Annotated in this window: 16 protein-coding genes; 6 read left to right on the plus strand and 10 right to left on the minus strand. The window is 63.2% G+C overall.

Translation table 11 applies throughout. The features are described from left to right. The 4 genes from DNK06_RS14775 to DNK06_RS14790 are packed head-to-tail and all read left to right on the plus strand — an operon-like array spanning window position 1 to window position 6,763. Window positions 1-3,390, plus strand: coding sequence for an ATP-binding protein (locus tag DNK06_RS14775; RefSeq protein WP_131180750.1), 3,390 nt, complete (start codon window positions 1-3; stop codon window positions 3,388-3,390). A gap of 12 nt (window positions 3,391-3,402) precedes the next feature. Then, the gene (locus DNK06_RS14780) at window positions 3,403-4,602 is read left to right on the plus strand and encodes a DUF3322 domain-containing protein (RefSeq protein WP_131180751.1); all 1,200 of its coding nucleotides are present in this window, start codon (window positions 3,403-3,405) and stop codon (window positions 4,600-4,602) included. Between the two features lie 10 nt (window positions 4,603-4,612). Beyond that, window positions 4,613-4,909 (plus strand): winged helix-turn-helix domain-containing protein, encoded by a 297-nt coding sequence (locus tag DNK06_RS14785; RefSeq protein ID WP_131180752.1) that lies wholly within the window; start codon window positions 4,613-4,615, stop codon window positions 4,907-4,909. Window positions 4,910-4,933: 24 nt separating this feature from the next. Next, complete coding sequence (locus DNK06_RS14790; RefSeq protein WP_131180753.1) at window positions 4,934-6,763, plus strand: SLC13 family permease; 1,830 nt, start codon at window positions 4,934-4,936, stop codon at window positions 6,761-6,763. A 167-nt stretch (window positions 6,764-6,930) separates the two neighbouring features. Here DNK06_RS14790 and DNK06_RS14795 read toward each other — a convergent pair whose 3' ends face one another. Beyond that, entirely contained in the window at window positions 6,931-7,398 is a 468-nt protein-coding gene (locus tag DNK06_RS14795) for a bacteriohemerythrin (protein ID WP_131180754.1), read from the minus strand. 199 nt (window positions 7,399-7,597) lie between these two features. Here DNK06_RS14795 and rlmF point away from each other — a divergent pair, with 199 nt between their 5' ends. Then, window positions 7,598-8,575 (plus strand): 23S rRNA (adenine(1618)-N(6))-methyltransferase RlmF, encoded by a 978-nt coding sequence (rlmF, locus tag DNK06_RS14800; protein ID WP_131180755.1) that lies wholly within the window; start codon window positions 7,598-7,600, stop codon window positions 8,573-8,575. A gap of 5 nt (window positions 8,576-8,580) precedes the next feature. Here rlmF and DNK06_RS14805 read toward each other — a convergent pair whose 3' ends face one another. Further along, a complete protein-coding gene (locus DNK06_RS14805; RefSeq protein ID WP_131180756.1) occupies window positions 8,581-9,471 on the minus strand; it encodes a universal stress protein in 891 nt (296 codons plus the stop codon). A gap of 92 nt (window positions 9,472-9,563) precedes the next feature. Then, the gene (locus DNK06_RS14810; protein WP_131180757.1) at window positions 9,564-10,193 is read right to left on the minus strand and encodes a DUF998 domain-containing protein; all 630 of its coding nucleotides are present in this window, start codon (window positions 10,191-10,193) and stop codon (window positions 9,564-9,566) included. A 190-nt stretch (window positions 10,194-10,383) separates the two neighbouring features. Here DNK06_RS14810 and DNK06_RS14815 point away from each other — a divergent pair, with 190 nt between their 5' ends. Next, the gene (locus DNK06_RS14815) at window positions 10,384-11,994 is read left to right on the plus strand and encodes an NAD(P)/FAD-dependent oxidoreductase (protein WP_131180758.1); all 1,611 of its coding nucleotides are present in this window, start codon (window positions 10,384-10,386) and stop codon (window positions 11,992-11,994) included. Here the strand turns inward: DNK06_RS14815 and DNK06_RS14820 are convergent. From DNK06_RS14820 to DNK06_RS14850, 7 genes are all read right to left on the minus strand, one after another. After that, window positions 11,991-12,497, minus strand: a complete 507-nt coding sequence (locus tag DNK06_RS14820) for a GNAT family N-acetyltransferase (RefSeq protein WP_131180759.1) — start codon at window positions 12,495-12,497, stop codon at window positions 11,991-11,993. The genes DNK06_RS14815 and DNK06_RS14820 overlap by 4 nt on opposite strands. Before the next feature lie 94 nt (window positions 12,498-12,591). Beyond that, the gene (locus tag DNK06_RS14825; RefSeq protein WP_131180760.1) at window positions 12,592-12,924 is read right to left on the minus strand and encodes a Na+/H+ antiporter subunit G; all 333 of its coding nucleotides are present in this window, start codon (window positions 12,922-12,924) and stop codon (window positions 12,592-12,594) included. 13 nt (window positions 12,925-12,937) lie between these two features. Next, complete coding sequence (locus DNK06_RS14830; protein WP_131180761.1) at window positions 12,938-13,207, minus strand: K+/H+ antiporter subunit F; 270 nt, start codon at window positions 13,205-13,207, stop codon at window positions 12,938-12,940. Then, a complete protein-coding gene (locus DNK06_RS14835) occupies window positions 13,192-13,695 on the minus strand; it encodes a Na+/H+ antiporter subunit E (RefSeq protein WP_131180762.1) in 504 nt (167 codons plus the stop codon). The genes DNK06_RS14830 and DNK06_RS14835 overlap by 16 nt, the downstream gene beginning before the upstream one ends. Beyond that, entirely contained in the window at window positions 13,692-15,194 is a 1,503-nt protein-coding gene (locus tag DNK06_RS14840; protein ID WP_131180763.1) for a monovalent cation/H+ antiporter subunit D, read from the minus strand. The genes DNK06_RS14835 and DNK06_RS14840 overlap by 4 nt, the downstream gene beginning before the upstream one ends. Then, a complete protein-coding gene (locus tag DNK06_RS14845; protein WP_131180764.1) occupies window positions 15,194-15,520 on the minus strand; it encodes a Na+/H+ antiporter subunit C in 327 nt (108 codons plus the stop codon). The genes DNK06_RS14840 and DNK06_RS14845 overlap by 1 nt, the downstream gene beginning before the upstream one ends. Continuing rightward, window positions 15,520-18,312, minus strand: coding sequence for a monovalent cation/H+ antiporter subunit A (locus DNK06_RS14850; RefSeq protein ID WP_131180765.1), 2,793 nt, complete (start codon window positions 18,310-18,312; stop codon window positions 15,520-15,522). The genes DNK06_RS14845 and DNK06_RS14850 overlap by 1 nt, the downstream gene beginning before the upstream one ends. Window positions 18,313-18,670: the final 358 nt, after the last annotated feature.

Here is an 18,670-nt window from a genome sequence, read left to right on the forward strand (position 1 = left end):
ATGACCGAACCCAAAATACTTCCTCTGCTCGACTTCGCGCAAAGCGACGAACGCGCGGGCTTTCGCCTGCATGGTTTCGAGGTCTACAACTGGGGCACCTTTCACCAGCGCGTCTGGCGCTTTCCGGTAGGCGGCGACAATGCCCTACTTACCGGCGACATCGGTTCCGGCAAGTCCACCCTGGTGGATGCGGTCACCACCTTGCTGGTGCCGGCCCAGAAGATCGCCTACAACAAGGCCGCCGGCGCCGAAGCCAAGGAGCGCACCCTGCGCTCCTACGTGCTCGGCCACTACAAGTCCGAACGCAGCGACAGCGGCGCCAGCGCCAAGCCCGTGGCCCTGCGCGACCACAACAGCTACTCGGTGATCCTCGGCCACTTCTACAACGAAGGCTTCGACCAGCACGTCACCCTGGCCCAGGTGTTCTACATCACCGACGCCCGTAGCCAACCGGAGCGCTTCTATGTGGTGGCCGACCGGCAACTGTCCATCACCGAGCATTTCGCCCATTTCGGCAGCGACCTGAACGCCCTGCGCAAGCGCCTGCGGGACATGCCCCATGTCGAGCTGGAAACCAGCTTCGCCGCTTACAGCGCCAGTTTCCGCCGCCGCTTCGGCATTGCCGACGAACAGGCGCTGGAGCTGTTCGGCCAGACGGTATCGATGAAATCGGTGGGCAACCTCACCGATTTCGTCCGCGAGCACATGCTCGAGGAGTTCCCGGTGGACGAGCGTATCCAGGCCCTGGTGCGCCACTTCGACGACCTCAATCGCGCCCACGAAGCCGTGCTCAAGGCAAAACGGCAGATCGGCCTGCTACAGCCGCTGGTGGAGAGTGGCCAGCACCATGCCCGGGAATCCGCCGAAGCCGACTCACTGGTCGCCTGCCGCGAGGCGCTGACGCCCTGGTTCGCCGGACTCAAGGCGCAGTTGCTGGACAAACGCCTGGCCAACCTGGCCCAGGACATCGCGCGCCAGCACGAACAGCACGCCGCCCTGCAGGAGCATCAGCGTCAGGGACAGGCCCGGCGTGACGATCTCAACCGCGCCATTGCCCAGAATGGCGGCGACCGCCTGGCCGCCATAGAAGCGGACATCGGTCGGCTGGACAGTGAACGGCAGCGTCGCCAGCGTGCCAGCGAACGCTATGACGCCCTGGCGAGCCAGCTGGATCTGCCGCTGGCCAGCAGTAGCGAGCCGTTTCTGGCCAATCGCCAGGCCTTGTCGGAACTCGTAGAAGACAGTCGCGAACAGCGTGACGGCGCACAGAACCAACAGACCGAAACCAGCGTCGAGCTGCGCGACCTGAGAGACCGGCACGACGAACTCGACCAGGAACTGGTGTCCCTGCGCAAACGCCGCTCCAACCTGCCCGAGCGAATGCTCAAGGTGCGTGCGAGCCTTTGCCAGGCCCTGAACCTGGACGAAAGCGAGCTGCCCTTCGCCGGCGAGCTGCTGCAGGTACGCGAGGACGAACGCGACTGGGAAGGCGTGGCCGAACGCCTGCTGCACAACTTCGCGCTGTCGCTGCTGGTGCCCGACGCGCTGTATGCGCCAGTGGCGCAGTGGGTCGAACAGACCCACCTGGGCGAGCGCCTGGTGTATTTCCGCATCCGCGAACGCCGCCCCCAGGCGCTGCCGAGCCTGCACGGCGAATCCCTGGTGCGCAAACTGCAGATCAAACCCGATACGCCGTTCTACGACTGGCTCGAAAGCGAGCTGGGACGGCGCTTCGACTATGCCTGCTGCACTTCGCTGGAGCAGTTCCGCCGGGAAGAAAAGGCCGTCAGCCGTGCCGGCCAGATCAAGTCCGGCCAGGAGCGTCATGAAAAGGACGACCGCCGCCGCCTGGACGATCGCACCCAGTACGTACTCGGCTGGAGCAACGTGGAAAAGATCGCCGCCCTGGAAAAACAGGCCGGCGACCTGCAGGCCCGCATCCAGCAGCAGGCGCTGCGCCTGGCCGACCTGCAGCGCCAGCAACGCACACTGGACGAACGCATCGGCCTGCTCGACAAACTCTCGGTATTCGACAGCTTCCAGGAACTGGACTGGAAACCCCTGCAAGGACAGATCCATGCCCTGGAGCAAGAGCGCCGCCAGCTGGAAGCCGAATCCGACATCCTGCATACCTTGCAACAGCAGTTGCGGGAGCTGGAACGACAACTTGCTGACCTGCGTGACGCCCTCGACGAAAAAGGCCGGGAACTGGCACGTACCGAACAGAAGCAGGAGGACGCCCAGAGCCAGGCCGACGAGGCGCGTCTCCAGCACGAATCGGCGAACGATGAGCAGCGGGCTCGCTTCGACGAGCTGCAAGCGCTGCGCGACCAGGCCCTGGGAGAGCACACGCTGACGGTGGAATCCTGCGGTAATCGCGAACAGGATCTGCGCAACTGGCTGCAAGCCCGTATCGATGCCGCCAACCAGCGAGTCAGGCGCCTGGCTGAAAACATCATCCAGGCGATGAGCGAGTACCGCGCCGCCTTTGCCCTGGAAACCCGCGAGGTGGACGTCAACCTCGAGGCGCTCGACGAATACGGCGCCATGCTGCATAGCCTGGAACAGGACGGCCTGCCGCAGTTCGAGCAGCAGTTCAAGGCCATGCTCAATGAAAACGTCATCAACGAAATCGCCAACTTCCAGAGCCACCTGCGCCGCGAGGAACACGATATCCGCGAACGCATCGAGGAGATCAATCGCTCGCTGCAGGAGATCGACTACAACCCCGGGCGCCTGATCCAGCTGGAAGCGCAAGGCGCCGGCGACGGCGAGATTACCGCCTTCCGCAGCGACCTGCGGGCCTGTACCGAAGGCAGTCTCTCCGGCAGCGACGACGAACATTATGCGGAGAGCAAATTCCTCGAAGTGCGGAAGATCATCGAGAAATTCCGTGGTCGCGAAGGCAGCAGCGACGCCGATCGGCGCTGGACGCGCAAGGTCTGCGACGTGCGCAACTGGTTCGTCTTCTCCGCCTCCGAGCGCTGGCGCGAGGATGGCAGCGAGCACGAGCACTACAGCGATTCCGGTGGCAAATCCGGCGGGCAGAAGGAAAAACTCGCCTATACCGTGCTGGCCGCCAGCCTGGCCTACCGCTTCGGCCTGGAATGGGGCGCGACCCGCTCGCGCTCGTTCCGTTTCGTGGTGATCGACGAAGCCTTCGGCCGCGGCTCCGACGAATCGGCCCGCTACGGCCTGGAGCTGTTCCGCAAACTCAATCTGCAACTGCTGATCGTCACGCCGCTGCAGAAGATCCACATCATCGAACCCTACGTCGCCAATGTCGGCTTCGTGCACAACGAGCAGGGCCGCGAGTCGATGCTCAGGTGCCTGACGATCGAGGAGTACCGCGAACAGAAGGCGGCGCGGGAGAGTCCTGATGCGCCCTGAATCGGTACGCGCATGAACGCCTGGAGCAGCCCCGAGGATCTCAGGGCTCAGCTGCAGCGGCTGTGGGATCAGGGTACCTTACTGCGTACGCCGTTGGCGGACGAGCCGCTGTTCCCGCTTCGCCTGCGCCTGAAAAAGCCGGGTGCCGCGGATCTGGGCAATCGCTTCGCCGACGTACGCCAGTGGATAGGCAAGCTGCAGGCTGGCGAAGGCGACTACCGACTGGTCTGGAAAACCGTCAGCAATCAGCAGCTCGGCCGTAACCGGATCCCCGCAGAAGCCTGGGTCGACAGCCCCGATGCCGCGCTGCGCCTGATCGGCCGGCAAGCAGACTGGCGCCGCTTCGAGCAGCTGCGTACCGCGGCACTGGCCGAGTTCCCCGAACTGCATGACTGGCTCCATCGGCAGCCTATGCAAGCCCTGGAGAGCGCCCCGCATTGGCCGCGGATACGCGCCGTACTGCAGTGGTTCCGCGCCCACCCCCGTAGCGGGCTGTACCTGCGCCAGCTGGACATTCCCGGCGTCGACAGCAAGTTCATCGAACAACGCCGCGGCCTGCTCGGCGAGCTGCTGAATCCTGTTCTGGCAGACGCCGTACATGACCCCGAGGCCCGTGGTGCCAGCGGCTTCAGCCGTCGCTATGGGCTGCGCGAAAAACCCGTTCGGGTGCGCCTGCGGCTGCTCGATCCCGTTTTATACATTGCGGGTCTGAGCGACCTGGAACTCCCGGTGGAACAGCTCGCCCGGCTGCGGATGCCGCTCAAGCGCGTGTTCGTCACCGAGAACGAAACCAACTTCCTGGCCTTTCCGCCGCATCCTGCCAGCGCCATCCTGTACGGCCAGGGCTACGCGCTGGATCGCCTGGCGCAGGTTCGCTGGCTCGAGGATCAACCGCTGCATTACTGGGGCGACATCGATACCCATGGTTTCGCCATACTCGACCGCTTGCGCGCCTATTTCCCCGACGCCCGCTCCCTGCTGATGGATCGCGCCACCTTGCTGGCCCATCGGCCGCTCTGGGGCAAGGAGCCTGCGGACAAGCGCTGCAGCCACCCACTGACACGCCTGGACGAGCGGGAAGCCGATCTGTACGACGACCTGCGCCATGATCGCGTAGGCGGAGCAGAGGGTAAAACCGTCATGGCGCTGAGGCTGGAGCAGGAACATGTCCGTTTCAACTGGCTGCGAACCGCCATCGACCTTCTCGACTGAAAGGACTGCCATGGACGTCAGCAAGACCAAGACCAGCTTCTACCGCCGCCTCTACGTCGCCTGGCTGATCGACAGCGGCAGCGCCAACAGCGTGCCGGCGTTGATGACCGCCACCGGCATGCCCCGACGCACTGCCCAGGACACCCTGACAGCGCTGGAAGAACTGGATATCCGCTGCGAATTCCAGCAGCAGGAAGGCGAACGCAACAACGCCGGCCATTATGTGATCCGCGATTGGGGTGCCATCGACAAACGCTGGATCGCCGCCAATCTGCAGCAGATCAAGACCGTGCTCGGCTATCCCTGAAACACTGCCCGGCAAGGAGCCAGAATGACCCTCGACCTGCTTATGGTGCTCGGCCTGCTGTTTGCGGCGGTAGTGCTGTTCGTCCTCGACAAACCGCGCATGGACGTGGTCGCGCTGATGATCATCGTCGCCCTGCCGTTGACGGGCGTACTCAGCATCCAGGAAACCCTGGCCGGTTTCAGCGACCCCAGCGTGATCCTTATCGCCGCGCTATTCGTGATCGGTGAGGGCCTGGTGCGCACCGGCATCGCCTACCGCCTGGGTGACTGGCTGGTGGCCAAGGCCGGCAGCAGCGAAACACGTCTGCTGATCCTGCTGATGGTGGCGGTGGCCGGTCTCGGCTCGGTGATGAGTTCGACCGGCGTGGTGGCGATCTTCATCCCCGTGGTGCTCGGTGTGGCGGCGCGCCTGAAGATCGCACCGGGCCGACTGATGATGCCGCTGGCGTTCGCCGGCCTGATCAGCGGCATGCTGACCCTGGTGGCCACGCCGCCGAACATGGTGGTGCATAGCGAACTGCTGCGCGCTGGTCTGCCGGGCTTCGACTTCTTCAGCTTCACCCCCATCGGCCTGACCGTGCTGGTGCTTGGCGTACTCTACATGCTCGCCACACGTCGCTGGTTGCAGCGTGACGTCGATGGCGATGCGTCTGCGCCGCCGCGGCTGACCCTGACCGATCTGGCGCGCACCTATCGCCTGAGCGAACGCGAACGTCGCCTGCGGGTGCGGGCCGACTCGCCTCTGGCCAATCAGGCACTGGACGAACTGCAGCTGCGCTCGCAGTACGGTATCAACGTGATTGCCGTGGAGCGCCAGCGACAGTTTCGCACCCTGCTGCTGATGGCCACCGGCAACACCCAGTTGCAAGCCGGCGATGTGCTGCTGGTCGACCTGGCCAGCCCGGCCATCGCCCTGCTCGGCGCCTATCAGGAGCTGGGCCTGGAGGCACTGCCACTGCGCAACTCCTACTACAGCGTGCATTCCCACGAACTGGGGTTGGCTGAGGTGGCGTTGCCGCCGGAATCCCGGTTGCCGGGCAAGACCGTCCAGGAACTGGGCCTGCGCAGCCGCTACAAACTCAACCTGGTCGGCCTGCGCCGCCATGGCCAGGCGCTGGAAGGCCTGCTGGTGGACGAAAAACTGACCCACGCCGACACCTTGCTGGTGGCCGGTAGCTGGAAGCAGATCCATCACCTGCAAAGCCTCAATCGTGACTTTCTGGTGCTCAGCCTGCCCGCCGAAGTCGATGAGGTGGCACCCGCCGCACGCAAGGCGCCCTATGCCTTGTTGAGCCTGGCGGTGATGGTCGGCCTGATGATCAGCGGCCTGGTGCCCAACGTCATGGCTGCGTTGATCGGCTGCCTGCTGATGGGCGCCTTCCGCTGCATCGATATGGCCAGCGCCTACCGATCGATCCACTGGCCGAGCCTGATCCTCATCGTCGGCATGCTGCCCTTCGCCCTGGCCCTGCAGAAAACCGGCGGGATCGACCTGGCGGTCAACGGCCTGGTCGGAGCACTCGGCGAGGCGGGGCCACGGGTGATCCTGGCCAGCCTGTTCGCCGTCACCGCGCTGATCGGCCTGTTCATCTCCAATACCGCGACGGCGGTGCTGATGGCTCCCGTGGCCATCGCCACCGCTCAGGCGCTGGGCGCATCACCCGTGCCTTTCGCGATGACCGTCGCCCTGGCGGCCTCGGCTGCGTTCATGACGCCGATTTCATCGCCGGTGAATACCCTGGTGCTGGGGCCGGGCCAATATCGTTTCGGTGACTTCGTGCGTATCGGCGTACCGTTCACCATTCTGGTGATGATCGTCAGCGTGGTGATGGTGCCCTGGATCTTCCCGCTTTAGCTCACGGCAAGGACAGCGGCGGGATAAAGTCGAAAGAAGCCATAAGCTGCAAGCTTCAAGCAACAAGTTAAAAGCAGCTCGGAGCGCTCTATTGCTCTTGCTTCTGTCTTGCAGCTTGAAGCTTGCGGCTTGCAGCTCAATGACCGCTATTCCCTTGAAACCGCCCGCTACGCCGCGCGGAAGAAACGCCGTTTGGCTCGGCTCAGCCAACCCTCTTCGGTCTTGTCGGCGGCCAGGCGGCGCAGGTTTTCGGTGACGGCCGCCACGTAGTTCTGGTCGTCGTTGCGAATATGGCCGAACAGCCAGCGCCCGAGCAGGCTGCGCAGTTCGTCGGAGACGTCTTCGCCTTGTTTGAATCGCGTGCGGTAGTCGTCGACCCGCCTGATGAAAATCTCGTGCACCCGCTTGTGGGCCTTGGTGAAGACATAACCGGCTTCTTCGAGCATCGCCTCCTCGAAGGCGAAGTGCGAGGTGGTGTAATCGACCAGCTCCTCGATCACCAGCGCCACACCCTCGCGCGCGCCATTCTGCTGAGCGACATACAGCTCATTGATCATGTCGACGATGCGCCGGTGCTGGCCGTCGATCACCGCGATTCCGGTGTTCAGATCATCACTCCAACTGAGATAGGCCATGTCCGGCCTCCCTGTCATTCCCCTAGATGGAGCCAGTCTAGGGCTGGTCAGGCGGCAGACCGTTGACCTGGGTCAGTGCGCATCCGAACGCCAGCAGGTGGGCGGCAGCTGTTTTCCGATGCATCTCCGAAAAGCCGGCAAGCACAGCGCTATGAGCTGTGGGAAAATGCGCGGCCGCCCCTCTGTGTGATCCGTCAGCATGCCCGCCAAACGTCCGCCGAAACCGCCCGCCTCGTCGCCTGACAAGGGTCAGTTGCATCCTCGCAATCGTCATCAGGGGCGCTACGATTTTCCGGTGTTGATCAAGACCAGCCCGGAACTGGCGGCGTTCGTCATCATCAATCCATACGGCAAGGAGAGCATCGACTTCGCCAACCCGGCGGCGGTCAAGGTGTTCAACCGCGCCCTGCTCAAGCAGTTCTACGGCATCGCGCACTGGGACATTCCGGCGGATTACCTGTGCCCGCCTATCCCCGGGCGCGCCGACTATCTGCATTACCTGGCCGATCTGCTGGCTACCGACAACGCCGGTGAGATTCCCAGAGGCGCGGCGGTACGGGCGCTGGATATTGGCGTGGGCGCCAACTGCATCTACCCGCTGCTTGGCAACCGCGAATACGGCTGGCGTTTCGTGGGGGCGGATATCGCGCCTCAGGCCATCGCGTCGGCGAAGACCATCGTGCAGTCGAATCCTGGCCTGAACGAACAGATCGAACTGCGCCTGCAGCAGGATGCCGGGCATATTTTCAATGGCTTGCTACAACCTGAAGAACGCTTCGAGCTGACCCTGTGCAACCCGCCCTTCCACGCCTCGGCAGACGAAGCCGCCAGTGGCAGCAAACGCAAATGGCGTAACCTTGGCAAGCTCGACCCCAAGCGCAAACTGCCGGTGCTGAATTTCGGCGGCCAGGCGGCAGAACTGTGGTGCCCCGGTGGCGAGGCGGCGTTCGTCGCGCGGTTGATTCGCGAAAGCGCCGAACACGGCGAGCAGGTGCTGTGGTTCAGCACGCTGATCTCCAAATCCGGCAACCTGCCTGGCGTGTACACCACGCTGAAGAAAGTCGGCGCCGTGGAGACACGTACCGTGGAAATGAGTCAGGGCCAGAAGCAGAGCCGCTTCGTGGCCTGGACATTTCTCGATGCCGATCAGCGCCAGCGCTGGCTTCACGGGCGCTGAAGAGACTATCTGGCGGCCCGCGGCTCTCGCACGATCAAGGTATCGCACGGTACCCACTGCAGCAATTCGCTGGCCGCGCTGCCAAGCAGCACATTCATCAGCCCGCTGCGACCATGGGTGCCCATCACCACCAGATCCACGCCATGTTCACGCACGTAGCGGCTCAATGAAACGCCCAGCGAGCCCTGCTCGATGATGATGCGGGTTCGCTTGCGCAAGTCTTCCGGCAGATCGCTGGCGGCGAGAAAGGCAGCATAGTCACCCTCCTCGATGTGCCGGCGTGTTTCACCGTCGATCACTCGCTCCAGGCGGTCGGACATGGGCGCCTCGGTGACGTGATAGAGCACCAGTTCGCGATCCGGAAAATAGCGGGCGGCAGCATGCAGCGCATGGCGTGACGAGTCGGAAAAGTCGGTGGCGATGAGGATGCGCTCATAGCGTCCACGCGGCCGCTGACGCACCACCAGCAAAGGCTGCGGCAGTTGCCGGGTCAGCGACTCGACCGTGGAACCGAGCAACAGACGGCCCCATAGCTCGTTGCTGGCAACGCCGGTCACCACCAGCCCGCTACCGGTTTCCCGCGCAGCCTTGACGATGGCCTGCACGGGCTCGCCGCGTTCGATGCGCAGCCGCACACGTACGTCGAGACCGGACAGATCATCCTGCAGTTGCTGCTCGGCGAAGCGTGACAGGTCGGTATCGTCCTGCGCACCGACCCAGCCGAGCACCAGATCCGGCGCCTGGGCCGTTTCCAGCACGTTGACGCCCACCAGCATGGCCTGCCATTCACTGGCCAATTGCGCAGCGCGATCCAGGGCACGGTCGCAACGCACGCTCAGATCCGTAGCCAGCAGTATGCTGACGGGTGTTCCACCAGCCCAGGGTTGCTCGCTCATTTTGCCCCCTTGATATCCCTATTAAACGTGAGCCTAAGACCCTAACAATTCCCCTCGACGTGCGACACCGGCAAATCGTAAGCAAACGCGAGTCAGGCTCGGGAACGGCGCAGCAACATCGACGCCAGCGTGGCCAACCATAGCAGCGACACCCCATAGTTGAGGCGCTGATAGAGACCAAAACCATGACCGCTCTCCAGGGCTCCGGCCATCAATGGCAGGGCGCTAACCGCCACCAGGGTGCATAACAGAGAGAACCAGGAGAACGTCCACGAACCGAGCAGACGTCGGCCCAGATAGGCCCATAGCGCGCTGGCGATCAGCAAACCGAGTGCCATGAGCAATCCCGCCAGGTTGTGCAGATTCTGGCTGGTCGACGGGCTATCTGGAGCGCAACCAGGGTCGCAGGCAAAGTAGCCGGTGCCGTAGCTACCCAGGCCATGGAGGAGGATCAGCACACCACTGAGCCGCGCCCAGAGGTTGTCGAAGCTCAGCAGCACGGTAACGCCGAACAGCATGAACAACGCGCCCAGCGGGTAGTTATTGATCAACGGCGAGATGTACCGGGTCGGGGCCCCTTCGGCACCGAGCAGGCTCATGGCGTGATCGAAATGGCTGTAACCGGGATAAAGCGCGCCGACGAGGGTCACCCCGAGCGCCAACCACAGCGGCGTGACAAGACCAGCCAGATAACCGAGGACGAGCATCTTGCTCGATTGCATGCGAATGTCCTTTTTACGCCAGTGAGGTACCTGAAAATTGACGCGTCTGATCCGGGGCTGGATACATCGATCCCTGCCACTGCCCGTCGACTGCGACGCGAGAACTGCAGCCTGATGGTTCTTTTTCGTCCATAATCGCCGCCCTCGAAAAGCTGCCGGGTGACCTCCGGCCCTGAAAGGTGGACTCCACATGCTGCGCATCACCGAACTGAAACTGCCCCTCGACCATGCGGACGACGCACTCCGCCCTGCTCTGCTCGAGCGCCTGGGTATCGAAGACAGCGAACTGCTCGAGTTCAACGTGTTCAAGCGCAGCTACGATGCACGCAAGAAGTTCGGGGACATGCCGTTCATCTATACCCTCGACTTCAGTGTGCGCGACGAAGCGGCGCTGCTGGCACGCCTGAGCAACGACCGTAATCTTGGCATCGCGCCAGACCTGCGCTACAAGCCGCTGAACATTCCCGCAGAACAGCAACCGGAACAGCGTCCTCTGGTGATCGGCTTCGGCCCCTGTGGCATCTTCGCCGCGTTGCTGCTGGCGCAGATGGGCCTCAAGCCGATCGTGCTCGAGCGTGGCAAGGAAGTGCGCCAACGCACCAAGGACACCTGGGGCCTGTGGCGCAAGAAGGTGCTCGACCCCGAGTCCAACGTGCAGTTCGGCGAGGGCGGCGCGGGCACCTTTTCCGACGGCAAACTGTACAGCCAGATCAAGGATCCCAACCATTACGGCCGCAAGGTGCTGGAAGAATTCGTCAAAGCTGGCGCGCCAGAGGAAATCCTCTACGTCAGCAAACCGCACATTGGCACTTTCCGCCTGACGGGCGTGGTCGCCACCATGCGTGAGGAGATCAAGGCCCTGGGCGGTGAAGTACGCTTCCAGCAGCGCGTCAGCGACGTACTGATCGAGGACGGCCAACTGCTCGGCGTAGAACTGGAGAACGGCGAGCAGATCCACAGCCGCCACGTCATCCTGGCTCTCGGTCACAGCTCCCGCGACACCTTCCGTGCGCTGCACAAGCGCGGCGTATTCATGGAAGCCAAACCCTTCTCGGTGGGCTTCCGTATCGAACACCCTCAATCGCTGATCGATCGTGCCCGTCTCGGCAAATACGCCGGCCATCCGAAGCTTGGCGCCGCCGACTACAAGCTGGTGCACCACGCCAAGAACGGCCGCTCGGTGTACAGCTTCTGCATGTGCCCGGGCGGCACCGTGGTCGCCGCCACCAGCGAGCCGCATCGAGTGGTGACCAACGGCATGAGCCAGTACTCGCGCAACGAGCGCAATGCCAATGCCGGCATCGTCGTCGGCATTACCCCGGAGCAGGACTATCCCGGTGGCCCGCTGGCTGGTGTCGAGCTACAGGAACGCCTGGAGTCCCACGCCTATGTACTCGGTGGCAGCAGCTACGAAGCGCCGGGCCAACTGGTGGGCGACTTCATCGCTGGCAAGCCGAGCACGGCACTGGGCAGTGTCGAGCCGTCCTACAAACCGGGAATCAAACTGGGGGATCTGGCACCGGCCCTGCCGGACTTCGCCATCGAGGCGATCCGTGAGGCACTGCCGGCATTCGGCAAGCAGATCAAGGGCTTCGACCTGCACGATGCGGTACTGACCGGCATCGAAACCCGCACGTCCTCGCCGTTGCGGATCACCCGCGGTGAAGACCTGCAGAGCCTCAACGTGCGTGGCCTGTTCCCCGCCGGCGAAGGCGCTGGTTACGCCGGTGGCATCCTCTCCGCCGGTGTCGATGGCATCCGCGTCGCCGAAGGCCTGGCGCGGGCGCTATTGGCCGACTAAGCCGACTGCCAACGACATAGAGTGGTGCGCCGTGACCCATTGGGCCGGCGCTCGCCGTCATCAACGGTGCTGATCTCGACGAACCCGGCCTTGCGCATCATGCCGGCTGAGGCCGCGTTCTCTTCGTGACGATCGATATAGATGTCCATGATGCCTTCGCTGCGGATATCCGCCACCACCTGGCGCAGTAGCGCGGAACCCAGCCCCCGTCCCGCCATGTCGCGGTGGGTCACGGCCTCGCAGATATAGGCATGTTCGTCATCGCATCTGCTCAGGGGCTGGTGCTCGTGAAACCAGGTGGTGCGCACATGGCTGACGAACCCCAGCAATCCAGCCTCTCCCTCAGCCAGCAAAGCGCGTGTACTGCCATCGGCGATGCCCTGCAGATGGGCAGTCACCTCTGCGCGCGGCAGATGATTCCAGGGGTTGGGGCCGTGCTCGAAGATCAGCGCACAGAGCGCTTCGATGTCCGCGGCGGTCGCCGCACGTTGTTGCCACTGCATCTGCAGGGCCTCGCTCAGGAAGGTTGCGGATGCAGTCTATGGGCTGCGCAGCACCGCCGACAGGAACAGCCAGGCGCCAAACGACCAGCCCAGTTCAGGATTCCCAGGGCCGACCGCGGGTACGGCTCACCAACTTGACCTTCTGCTGCATCGCCGCCTTGGCGAGCATGTGGGCACTGACCGGGGCGGTGATGAACAGGAACAGGGTGATCAGCAGTTCGTGGAGGCTCAGCCCTTCTTCGTGACTGCCGAAGAAGATCATCGACGCCACGACCATGCTGCCTACGCCCAGGGTGGTGGCCTTGGTCGGGCCGTGCAGACGGGTGAAGAAGTCCGGCAGGCGGTACAGACCAATGGCGCCGATCAAGGCGAAGGAGCAGCCGGTGATCAGAAAAAACGCCACCAGTGCTTCGATCCAAAATGGCATGGCAATACCCTCCTCAGTCGATGATTTCGCCGTGCAGCAGGTGCTTGCCCACCGCCACGGTACCGACGAAACCCATGACGGCGATCAGCAGCGCCGCCTCGAAAAACAGATCCGACTCGAGCCAGATACCGAACACCACGATCAACGCCAGGGCGTTGATGTACAGCGTATCCAGGGCCAGTACCCGATCCGGCATATCCGGGCCGCGCACCAGGCGGATCACGTTGAGCGCTACGGCGACGCCCATCAGCGCCATGCACAGGGGAATTACGTAGACGAGCATTCGAAAATCTCCATCAGCGGGGCTTCGTAGCGTGACTTGACCTCGGCGATCAGTGCCTCGCCATCAGCCACGTCCAGGCCGTGCAGCAGCAGGGTTTTATGATCGCTACTGAGACCGGATGACACGGTTCCCGGGGTCAGCGACACGATGCAGGCGAGTACCGAAAGCATGAATTCGTTCTCGATGGCCATGGGTACCTCGACGAATGCCGGCCGCAACCTGCTGGTCGGACCCAGCACCAATCGCGCCACATGCAGGTTGGCGATAACGATGTCCCAGAGCACCATCAGCATGTAGCGGCACAGCAGCAAAGGCCGACGCAGGCGTGGCACGTCAAGCATGAAACCACGGCACAGCAGGGCGATGCCCCAGCCGAGAAAAGCACCCAGCAACAGATGACCAACGCTCGGTGCGTTGACCAGCAAAAGCCAGATCACCGTGAGCAGCACGGTGAGCATGGGATGGGGCAACCATCGGGATAGGCTCATGCATCACCTCCGCGCACGATCTGCAGGTAGCTATCGACATCCAGCAATTGCTGGGCGACGGCCTGGACGTACTCATGGATCGGCTGAGCGGCGATCACCAGCAGCGGCCCGCCAGCCAGCAGGCAGATGGCAGCCAGAGCGCGAATCCGGTCGAACTCGGCGGCCGGCGCCGGCTCACCGGTGCAGCGCCAGAACAGGGTGCTGCCAGCGCGCACCAGGGCGATCACCATCCCCAGCCCGCCGCACAGCACTACCGGCCATAGCACCAGCGCCTGCGTGCCGGTTTCCACCGAACGCAGCAGCATCAACTTGCCCAGAAACCCCGAGAACGGCGGTAAGCCGGCAACGGAAATGGCACCGATGAAGAACAGCCCACCGAGCAATTTCGGCTGCAGCAATTGCGGCCCCTTGCGCAGCCGCAAGCCAATATCGCCGCGCTGACGCGCCAGCAGGTCGGCGAGCAGGAACAGCCCGCCACACACCCAGGTGCTGTGCACCAGGTAGTAAAGCGCGGCGCTCAGACTCTGCGCGGTACCGAGGGCTACGCCCGCCAGCAACGTACCAACCGAGACGATCACCAGATAACCGATCAGCCGGCCCAGGCTACGTGCAGCCAGGGCGCCAATCACACCGACTGCCAGGGTCAGTGCCGCCAGCGGCCACAACAGGTAGTCGATCAGATGGGCCAGCTCGCCTGCCTCGCTGCCGAAGACCAGAGTGAAAACGCGGATCACCGCATACAGCCCGACCTTGGTCATGATGGCGAATAGTGCGGCCACCGGTGCCGTGGCTGCCGCGTAGGCGTTGGGTAACCAGAAGTACAGCGGCAGGATCGCGCCTTTAAGGCCGAACACGATCAGCAGCAGGTATCCAGCAGCGGCGATCAGCGGCAGGCGGTCGGCATCAGCCTCGGAAACTTTCAACGCCAGGTCGGCGATGTTCAGGGTGCCAAGAAGGCCGTAAAGAATGCCCACACCGATCAGGAAGAACGACGAGGCCACCAGGTTGAGCACCACGTAGTGCATGCCCGCCTTGATCCGCTTCGGGCCACCGCCATAGACCAGCAGCGAGTACGAGGCGATCAGCAGGATCTCGAAGAACACGAACAGGTTGAACAGATCGCCGGTAAGAAACGCACCGTTGATGCCGAGCAGCTGGAATTGCATCAGGGCGTGGAAGTTCGGCCCGCGCTCGTCGTCGCCGCGCACCGCATAGAGCATGGCGAAGCTTGCCAGCACGGCGGTCACCAGCAACATCAGCGCAGCCAGGCGATCGAGCAGCAGTACGATGCCGAATGGCGCCTGCCAGTTGCCCAGGGCATACACCTGCAACACACCGGAATCCGCCTGCAGCACCAGCCAGGCGCTCAACGGCAGCAGTGCCCAGGTAGCCAGCAGGGAAATCCAGCGCTTGGCGCTCAGCGATAACTGCGAGCGAATCAGCAGCAGGCTGCCGGTAAACAGGGGTATCAGGATCGGCAGGATCAACGCGTGATTCATCAGCGCGGCTCCTCGCCATCGACATGGTCGGTTCGCAAGTCACCCAGCGCCCGCAGCGACAGCACCACGACGAAGGCCGTCATGGCGAAGCCGATGACGATGGCGGTGAGCACCAGTGCCTGGGGAATCGGATCACCGTACTCGGCGCTCTTGCCGATCACCGCCGGTACGCCGGTGCCCAGACGGCCCATGGCGAACAGGAACAGGTTGACCCCGTAGGAAATCAGGGTAAGCCCCATCACCACGGGATAAATGCGAGCTCGCATCAGCAGGTACACACCGCTGGCAGTCAGCACACCCAGCGTAATCGCGAATAGTGCTTCCATCAGAGTACCTCCTTGCTCGATTCGTCCTGACTGACGTGGCCGATGTTGGACAGGATCAGCAGCGTGGAACCGACTACTGCCAGGTACACACCCAGGTCGAAGAACAGCGCGGTAGCCAGCTCGAACTCACCGATCAGCGGCAGGTGGAAATGGTCGAAGGCCGACGTCAGGAACGGCGCACCGAAGGCCATGCTGCCGAGGCCAGTGAGCCCGGCGATCATCACGCCGAGTCCGGCGATGCTGTGGAAACTCCAGGGCATACGCCGCTGCGTCCATTCGACCCCATGAGCCACGTATTGCAGGATCAGGGCAATGGCGGTGATCAGGCCGGCAATGAAGCCGCCGCCTGGCAGGTTGTGCCCGCGCAGGAAGATGAAAGCCGACACCAGCAGCGCCATCGGCAGCAGCACCCGTGCAATGTTGTCGAGGATCATCGGGTGGCTGTCGCGCGACCAGGGTTTGCCGTTCGGGTCGGTGAGCGGGTGCGGCAGATGCAGCCCGGCGAGCAAGCCGTAGATACCTACCGCTGCGATCGCCAGCACGCTGATTTCTCCCAGGGTATCGAAGCCGCGGAAATCGACCAGAATCACGTTGACCACATTGGTACCACCGCCACCACTGACGCTGTTCTCGAGGAAGAACGAGGCGATGCTGTCGTAGGGGCGGGTCATGACCGCGTAAGCCAGCAGCGAGACGGCGATACCGCAACCACCAGCCAACAGGACATCACGCAGGCCGCGCAGGCTGCTCGACTCCATCGGCGTGCGATCCGGCATGAAGAACAGCGCCAGCACCAGCAGGATGATGGTCACCACCTCGACCGACAGCTGGGTCAGGGCCAGATCCGGCGCGGAATAGCGAGCGAACGCCAGCGCCACCATCAGCCCGGCGCAGCTCAGTGTCATCAGCGCCTTGAGGCGGTTGCGGTGGAACACCACCGTGAGCACGGCCATCACGCACAGCACCAGCATACCGAGCACGGTGATGCCATCGAGCGGCGACAGCGGCACGTTGCCGCCCAGCGAATCCATCGACGACAGCGCAATGGTGATCAGCACCAGGGCGCTGACCAGCAGCAGTGCCACGTAACGCTGCTGGGAGCCGCTTTCGAGCAGCCTGGTGATCCAGCGAGCGCTCTTCACCAAACGGCTGTTGAGCAGCTCGAACATCTCCTTGGCATCCACCTCCGGCATGCCGTTATACCAGCGGAACAGCGGCTCGCGGCAGGCATAGACGATGATCCCGCCGACCAGGGCGATCACGCTCATGCCCAACGGCAGGTTGAAACCGTGCCAGATCGACAGGCTGTAATAAGGCACCTCACCACCCAGCGTCGCCGAGGCCGCCGAGGCCAGCAGCGGTGCCACGGTGTAGGCCGGCAACATGCCCACCAGCAGGCAGAGGAAGACCAGAACTTCCACCGGAATCTTCATGTAGCGCGGCGGCTCATGAGGCGGATACTTGGGCAGATCCTTCGGCTCGCCGTTGAAGAACACGTCGTGGATGAAACGCAGCGAATAGGCGACCGAGAACACCCCGGCCAGTGTGGCGGCCGCGGGAATCATCCAGCTGAAGATACCGAGCAGATTCTGATTGAGCGTCTCGGTGAAGAACATTTCCTTGCTCAGGAAGCCGTTCAGCAGCGGCACCCCGGCCATCGCCGATGCCGCCACCATGGCCAGTACGGCGGTGTGCGGCATGTACTTCCAGAGCCCGGCGATACGCCGCATGTCGCGGCTGCCGGTTTCGTGGTCGATGATGCCGGCGGCCATGAACAGCGAGGCCTTGAACGTCGCATGGTTGATGATGTGGAACACCGCTGCGACCGAGGACAGATCGGTATTCAGGCCGAACAGCAGGGTAATCAGCCCGAGGTGGCTGATGGTCGAGTAGGCCAGCAACCCCTTGAGGTCGTGCTGGAACAACGCCATGCCGGCACCGAACAACAGGGTCGCCATACCGGTCATGCTGACCAGATAGAACCACCACTCGGTACCCGCCAACGCCGGGTAAAAGCGCGCCAGCAGGAACACGCCGGCCTTGACCATGGTCGCCGAGTGCAGATAGGCCGACACCGGCGTAGGCGCCGACATGGCCTGGGGCAACCAGAAATGGAAGGGGAATTGCGCAGACTTGGTGAAGACACCCAGCAGGATCAGGATCAGGGTAATCGGGTACAGGGCGTGGCTACGGATCACATCGCCAGCCGCCAGCACCTGGCTCAGCTCGAAACTGCCGACGATGTTGCCGAGCAGCAGAATCCCCGCCAGCAGCGCCAGGCCACCACCGCCGGTGACGGTCAGTGCCATGCGCGATCCGCGACGCGCATCCGAGCTGCCGCTCCAGAAGCCGATCAGCAGGAACGACGACAGGCTGGTCAGCTCCCAGAACACCAGCATCAGCAGCATGTTTTCCGAGAGCACCACGCCCAGCATGGCCCCCATGAACAACAGCAGGTAGGCGAAGAAACGCCCCATCGGCTCCTGCTTGCTCAGGTAATAGCGGGCGTAGAGGATCACCAGCAAGCCAATGCCGAGGATCATCAAGGCGAACAGGAAACCGAGCCCGTCCAGGCGCAGGCTCAGATCCAGGCCGAGATCCGACAGCCACGGATAGCGGACGATCTGCACCTCGCCAGCGAACACCGCTGGCTGCTGCAGCCACAACAGGATCAGCGCAGCCGCCGGCCCCAGCGCAGCCGCCAGCGCACAGAGCGAGCGCCCCATGCGGTCAGCCAGCAACGGCAGAAAGATGCCTAGAAATGGTAAGGCGATGATCAGCGCAAGCGCCATACACTAAACCCCTTGTACAAGCCCGTCATGCAGCCAGACGGCCAGTTAGTGTGTGCCAGAATACCGAGTGCGTAGCGCCCGGCCGATCCCTGCGATGGTGTGCGTGATGCCAACCCGGCAGGCGGAAAAACCACCTGTAGCAGCCCGACTCGGAGCATGTCGAGTCAGTTTCGATCAAGTATCCGCATATCTTGCGGTCGCTCTAACTGACTGGCGAATACCCCAGGCGTTCGACTTGTTTTTCTGGTCGTAGACCTTGGAGCGTTCTGAGCGAGAAGCGCCCTCGATTATGCTTAACTATCGACTGCGCGTCATGGATAGAATTATTACTAAAGCTATCTCCAACTCATCTCCTGCA

It is taken from the genome of Phytopseudomonas daroniae (genome assembly GCF_004327285.1).
In the GTDB taxonomy this organism is placed as follows: Bacteria; Pseudomonadota; Gammaproteobacteria; order Pseudomonadales; family Pseudomonadaceae; genus Aquipseudomonas; species Aquipseudomonas daroniae.

Bases quoted from the DNA above. Each gene is read 5' to 3' on its own strand.
- DNK06_RS14825 (WP_131180760.1), bottom strand. From the start codon at position 12,924: ATGCCATTTTGGATCGAAGCACTGGTGGCGTTTTTTCTGATCACCGGC.
- DNK06_RS14790 (WP_131180753.1), top strand. From the start codon at position 4,934: ATGACCCTCGACCTGCTTATGGTGCTCGGCCTGCTGTTTGCGGCGGTA.
- DNK06_RS14830 (WP_131180761.1), bottom strand. From the start codon at position 13,207: ATGCTCGTCTACGTAATTCCCCTGTGCATGGCGCTGATGGGCGTCGCC.
- rlmF (WP_131180755.1), top strand. From the start codon at position 7,598: ATGCCCGCCAAACGTCCGCCGAAACCGCCCGCCTCGTCGCCTGACAAG.
- DNK06_RS14775 (WP_131180750.1), top strand. From the start codon at position 1: ATGACCGAACCCAAAATACTTCCTCTGCTCGACTTCGCGCAAAGCGAC.
- DNK06_RS14835 (WP_131180762.1), bottom strand. From the start codon at position 13,695: ATGAGCCTATCCCGATGGTTGCCCCATCCCATGCTCACCGTGCTGCTC.
- DNK06_RS14850 (WP_131180765.1), bottom strand. From the start codon at position 18,312: ATGGCGCTTGCGCTGATCATCGCCTTACCATTTCTAGGCATCTTTCTG.
- DNK06_RS14840 (WP_131180763.1), bottom strand. From the start codon at position 15,194: ATGAATCACGCGTTGATCCTGCCGATCCTGATACCCCTGTTTACCGGC.
- DNK06_RS14820 (WP_131180759.1), bottom strand. From the start codon at position 12,497: ATGCAGTGGCAACAACGTGCGGCGACCGCCGCGGACATCGAAGCGCTC.
- DNK06_RS14785 (WP_131180752.1), top strand. From the start codon at position 4,613: ATGGACGTCAGCAAGACCAAGACCAGCTTCTACCGCCGCCTCTACGTC.
- DNK06_RS14780 (WP_131180751.1), top strand. From the start codon at position 3,403: ATGAACGCCTGGAGCAGCCCCGAGGATCTCAGGGCTCAGCTGCAGCGG.
- DNK06_RS14810 (WP_131180757.1), bottom strand. From the start codon at position 10,193: ATGCAATCGAGCAAGATGCTCGTCCTCGGTTATCTGGCTGGTCTTGTC.
- DNK06_RS14805 (WP_131180756.1), bottom strand. From the start codon at position 9,471: ATGAGCGAGCAACCCTGGGCTGGTGGAACACCCGTCAGCATACTGCTG.
- DNK06_RS14795 (WP_131180754.1), bottom strand. From the start codon at position 7,398: ATGGCCTATCTCAGTTGGAGTGATGATCTGAACACCGGAATCGCGGTG.
- DNK06_RS14845 (WP_131180764.1), bottom strand. From the start codon at position 15,520: ATGGAAGCACTATTCGCGATTACGCTGGGTGTGCTGACTGCCAGCGGT.
- DNK06_RS14815 (WP_131180758.1), top strand. From the start codon at position 10,384: ATGCTGCGCATCACCGAACTGAAACTGCCCCTCGACCATGCGGACGAC.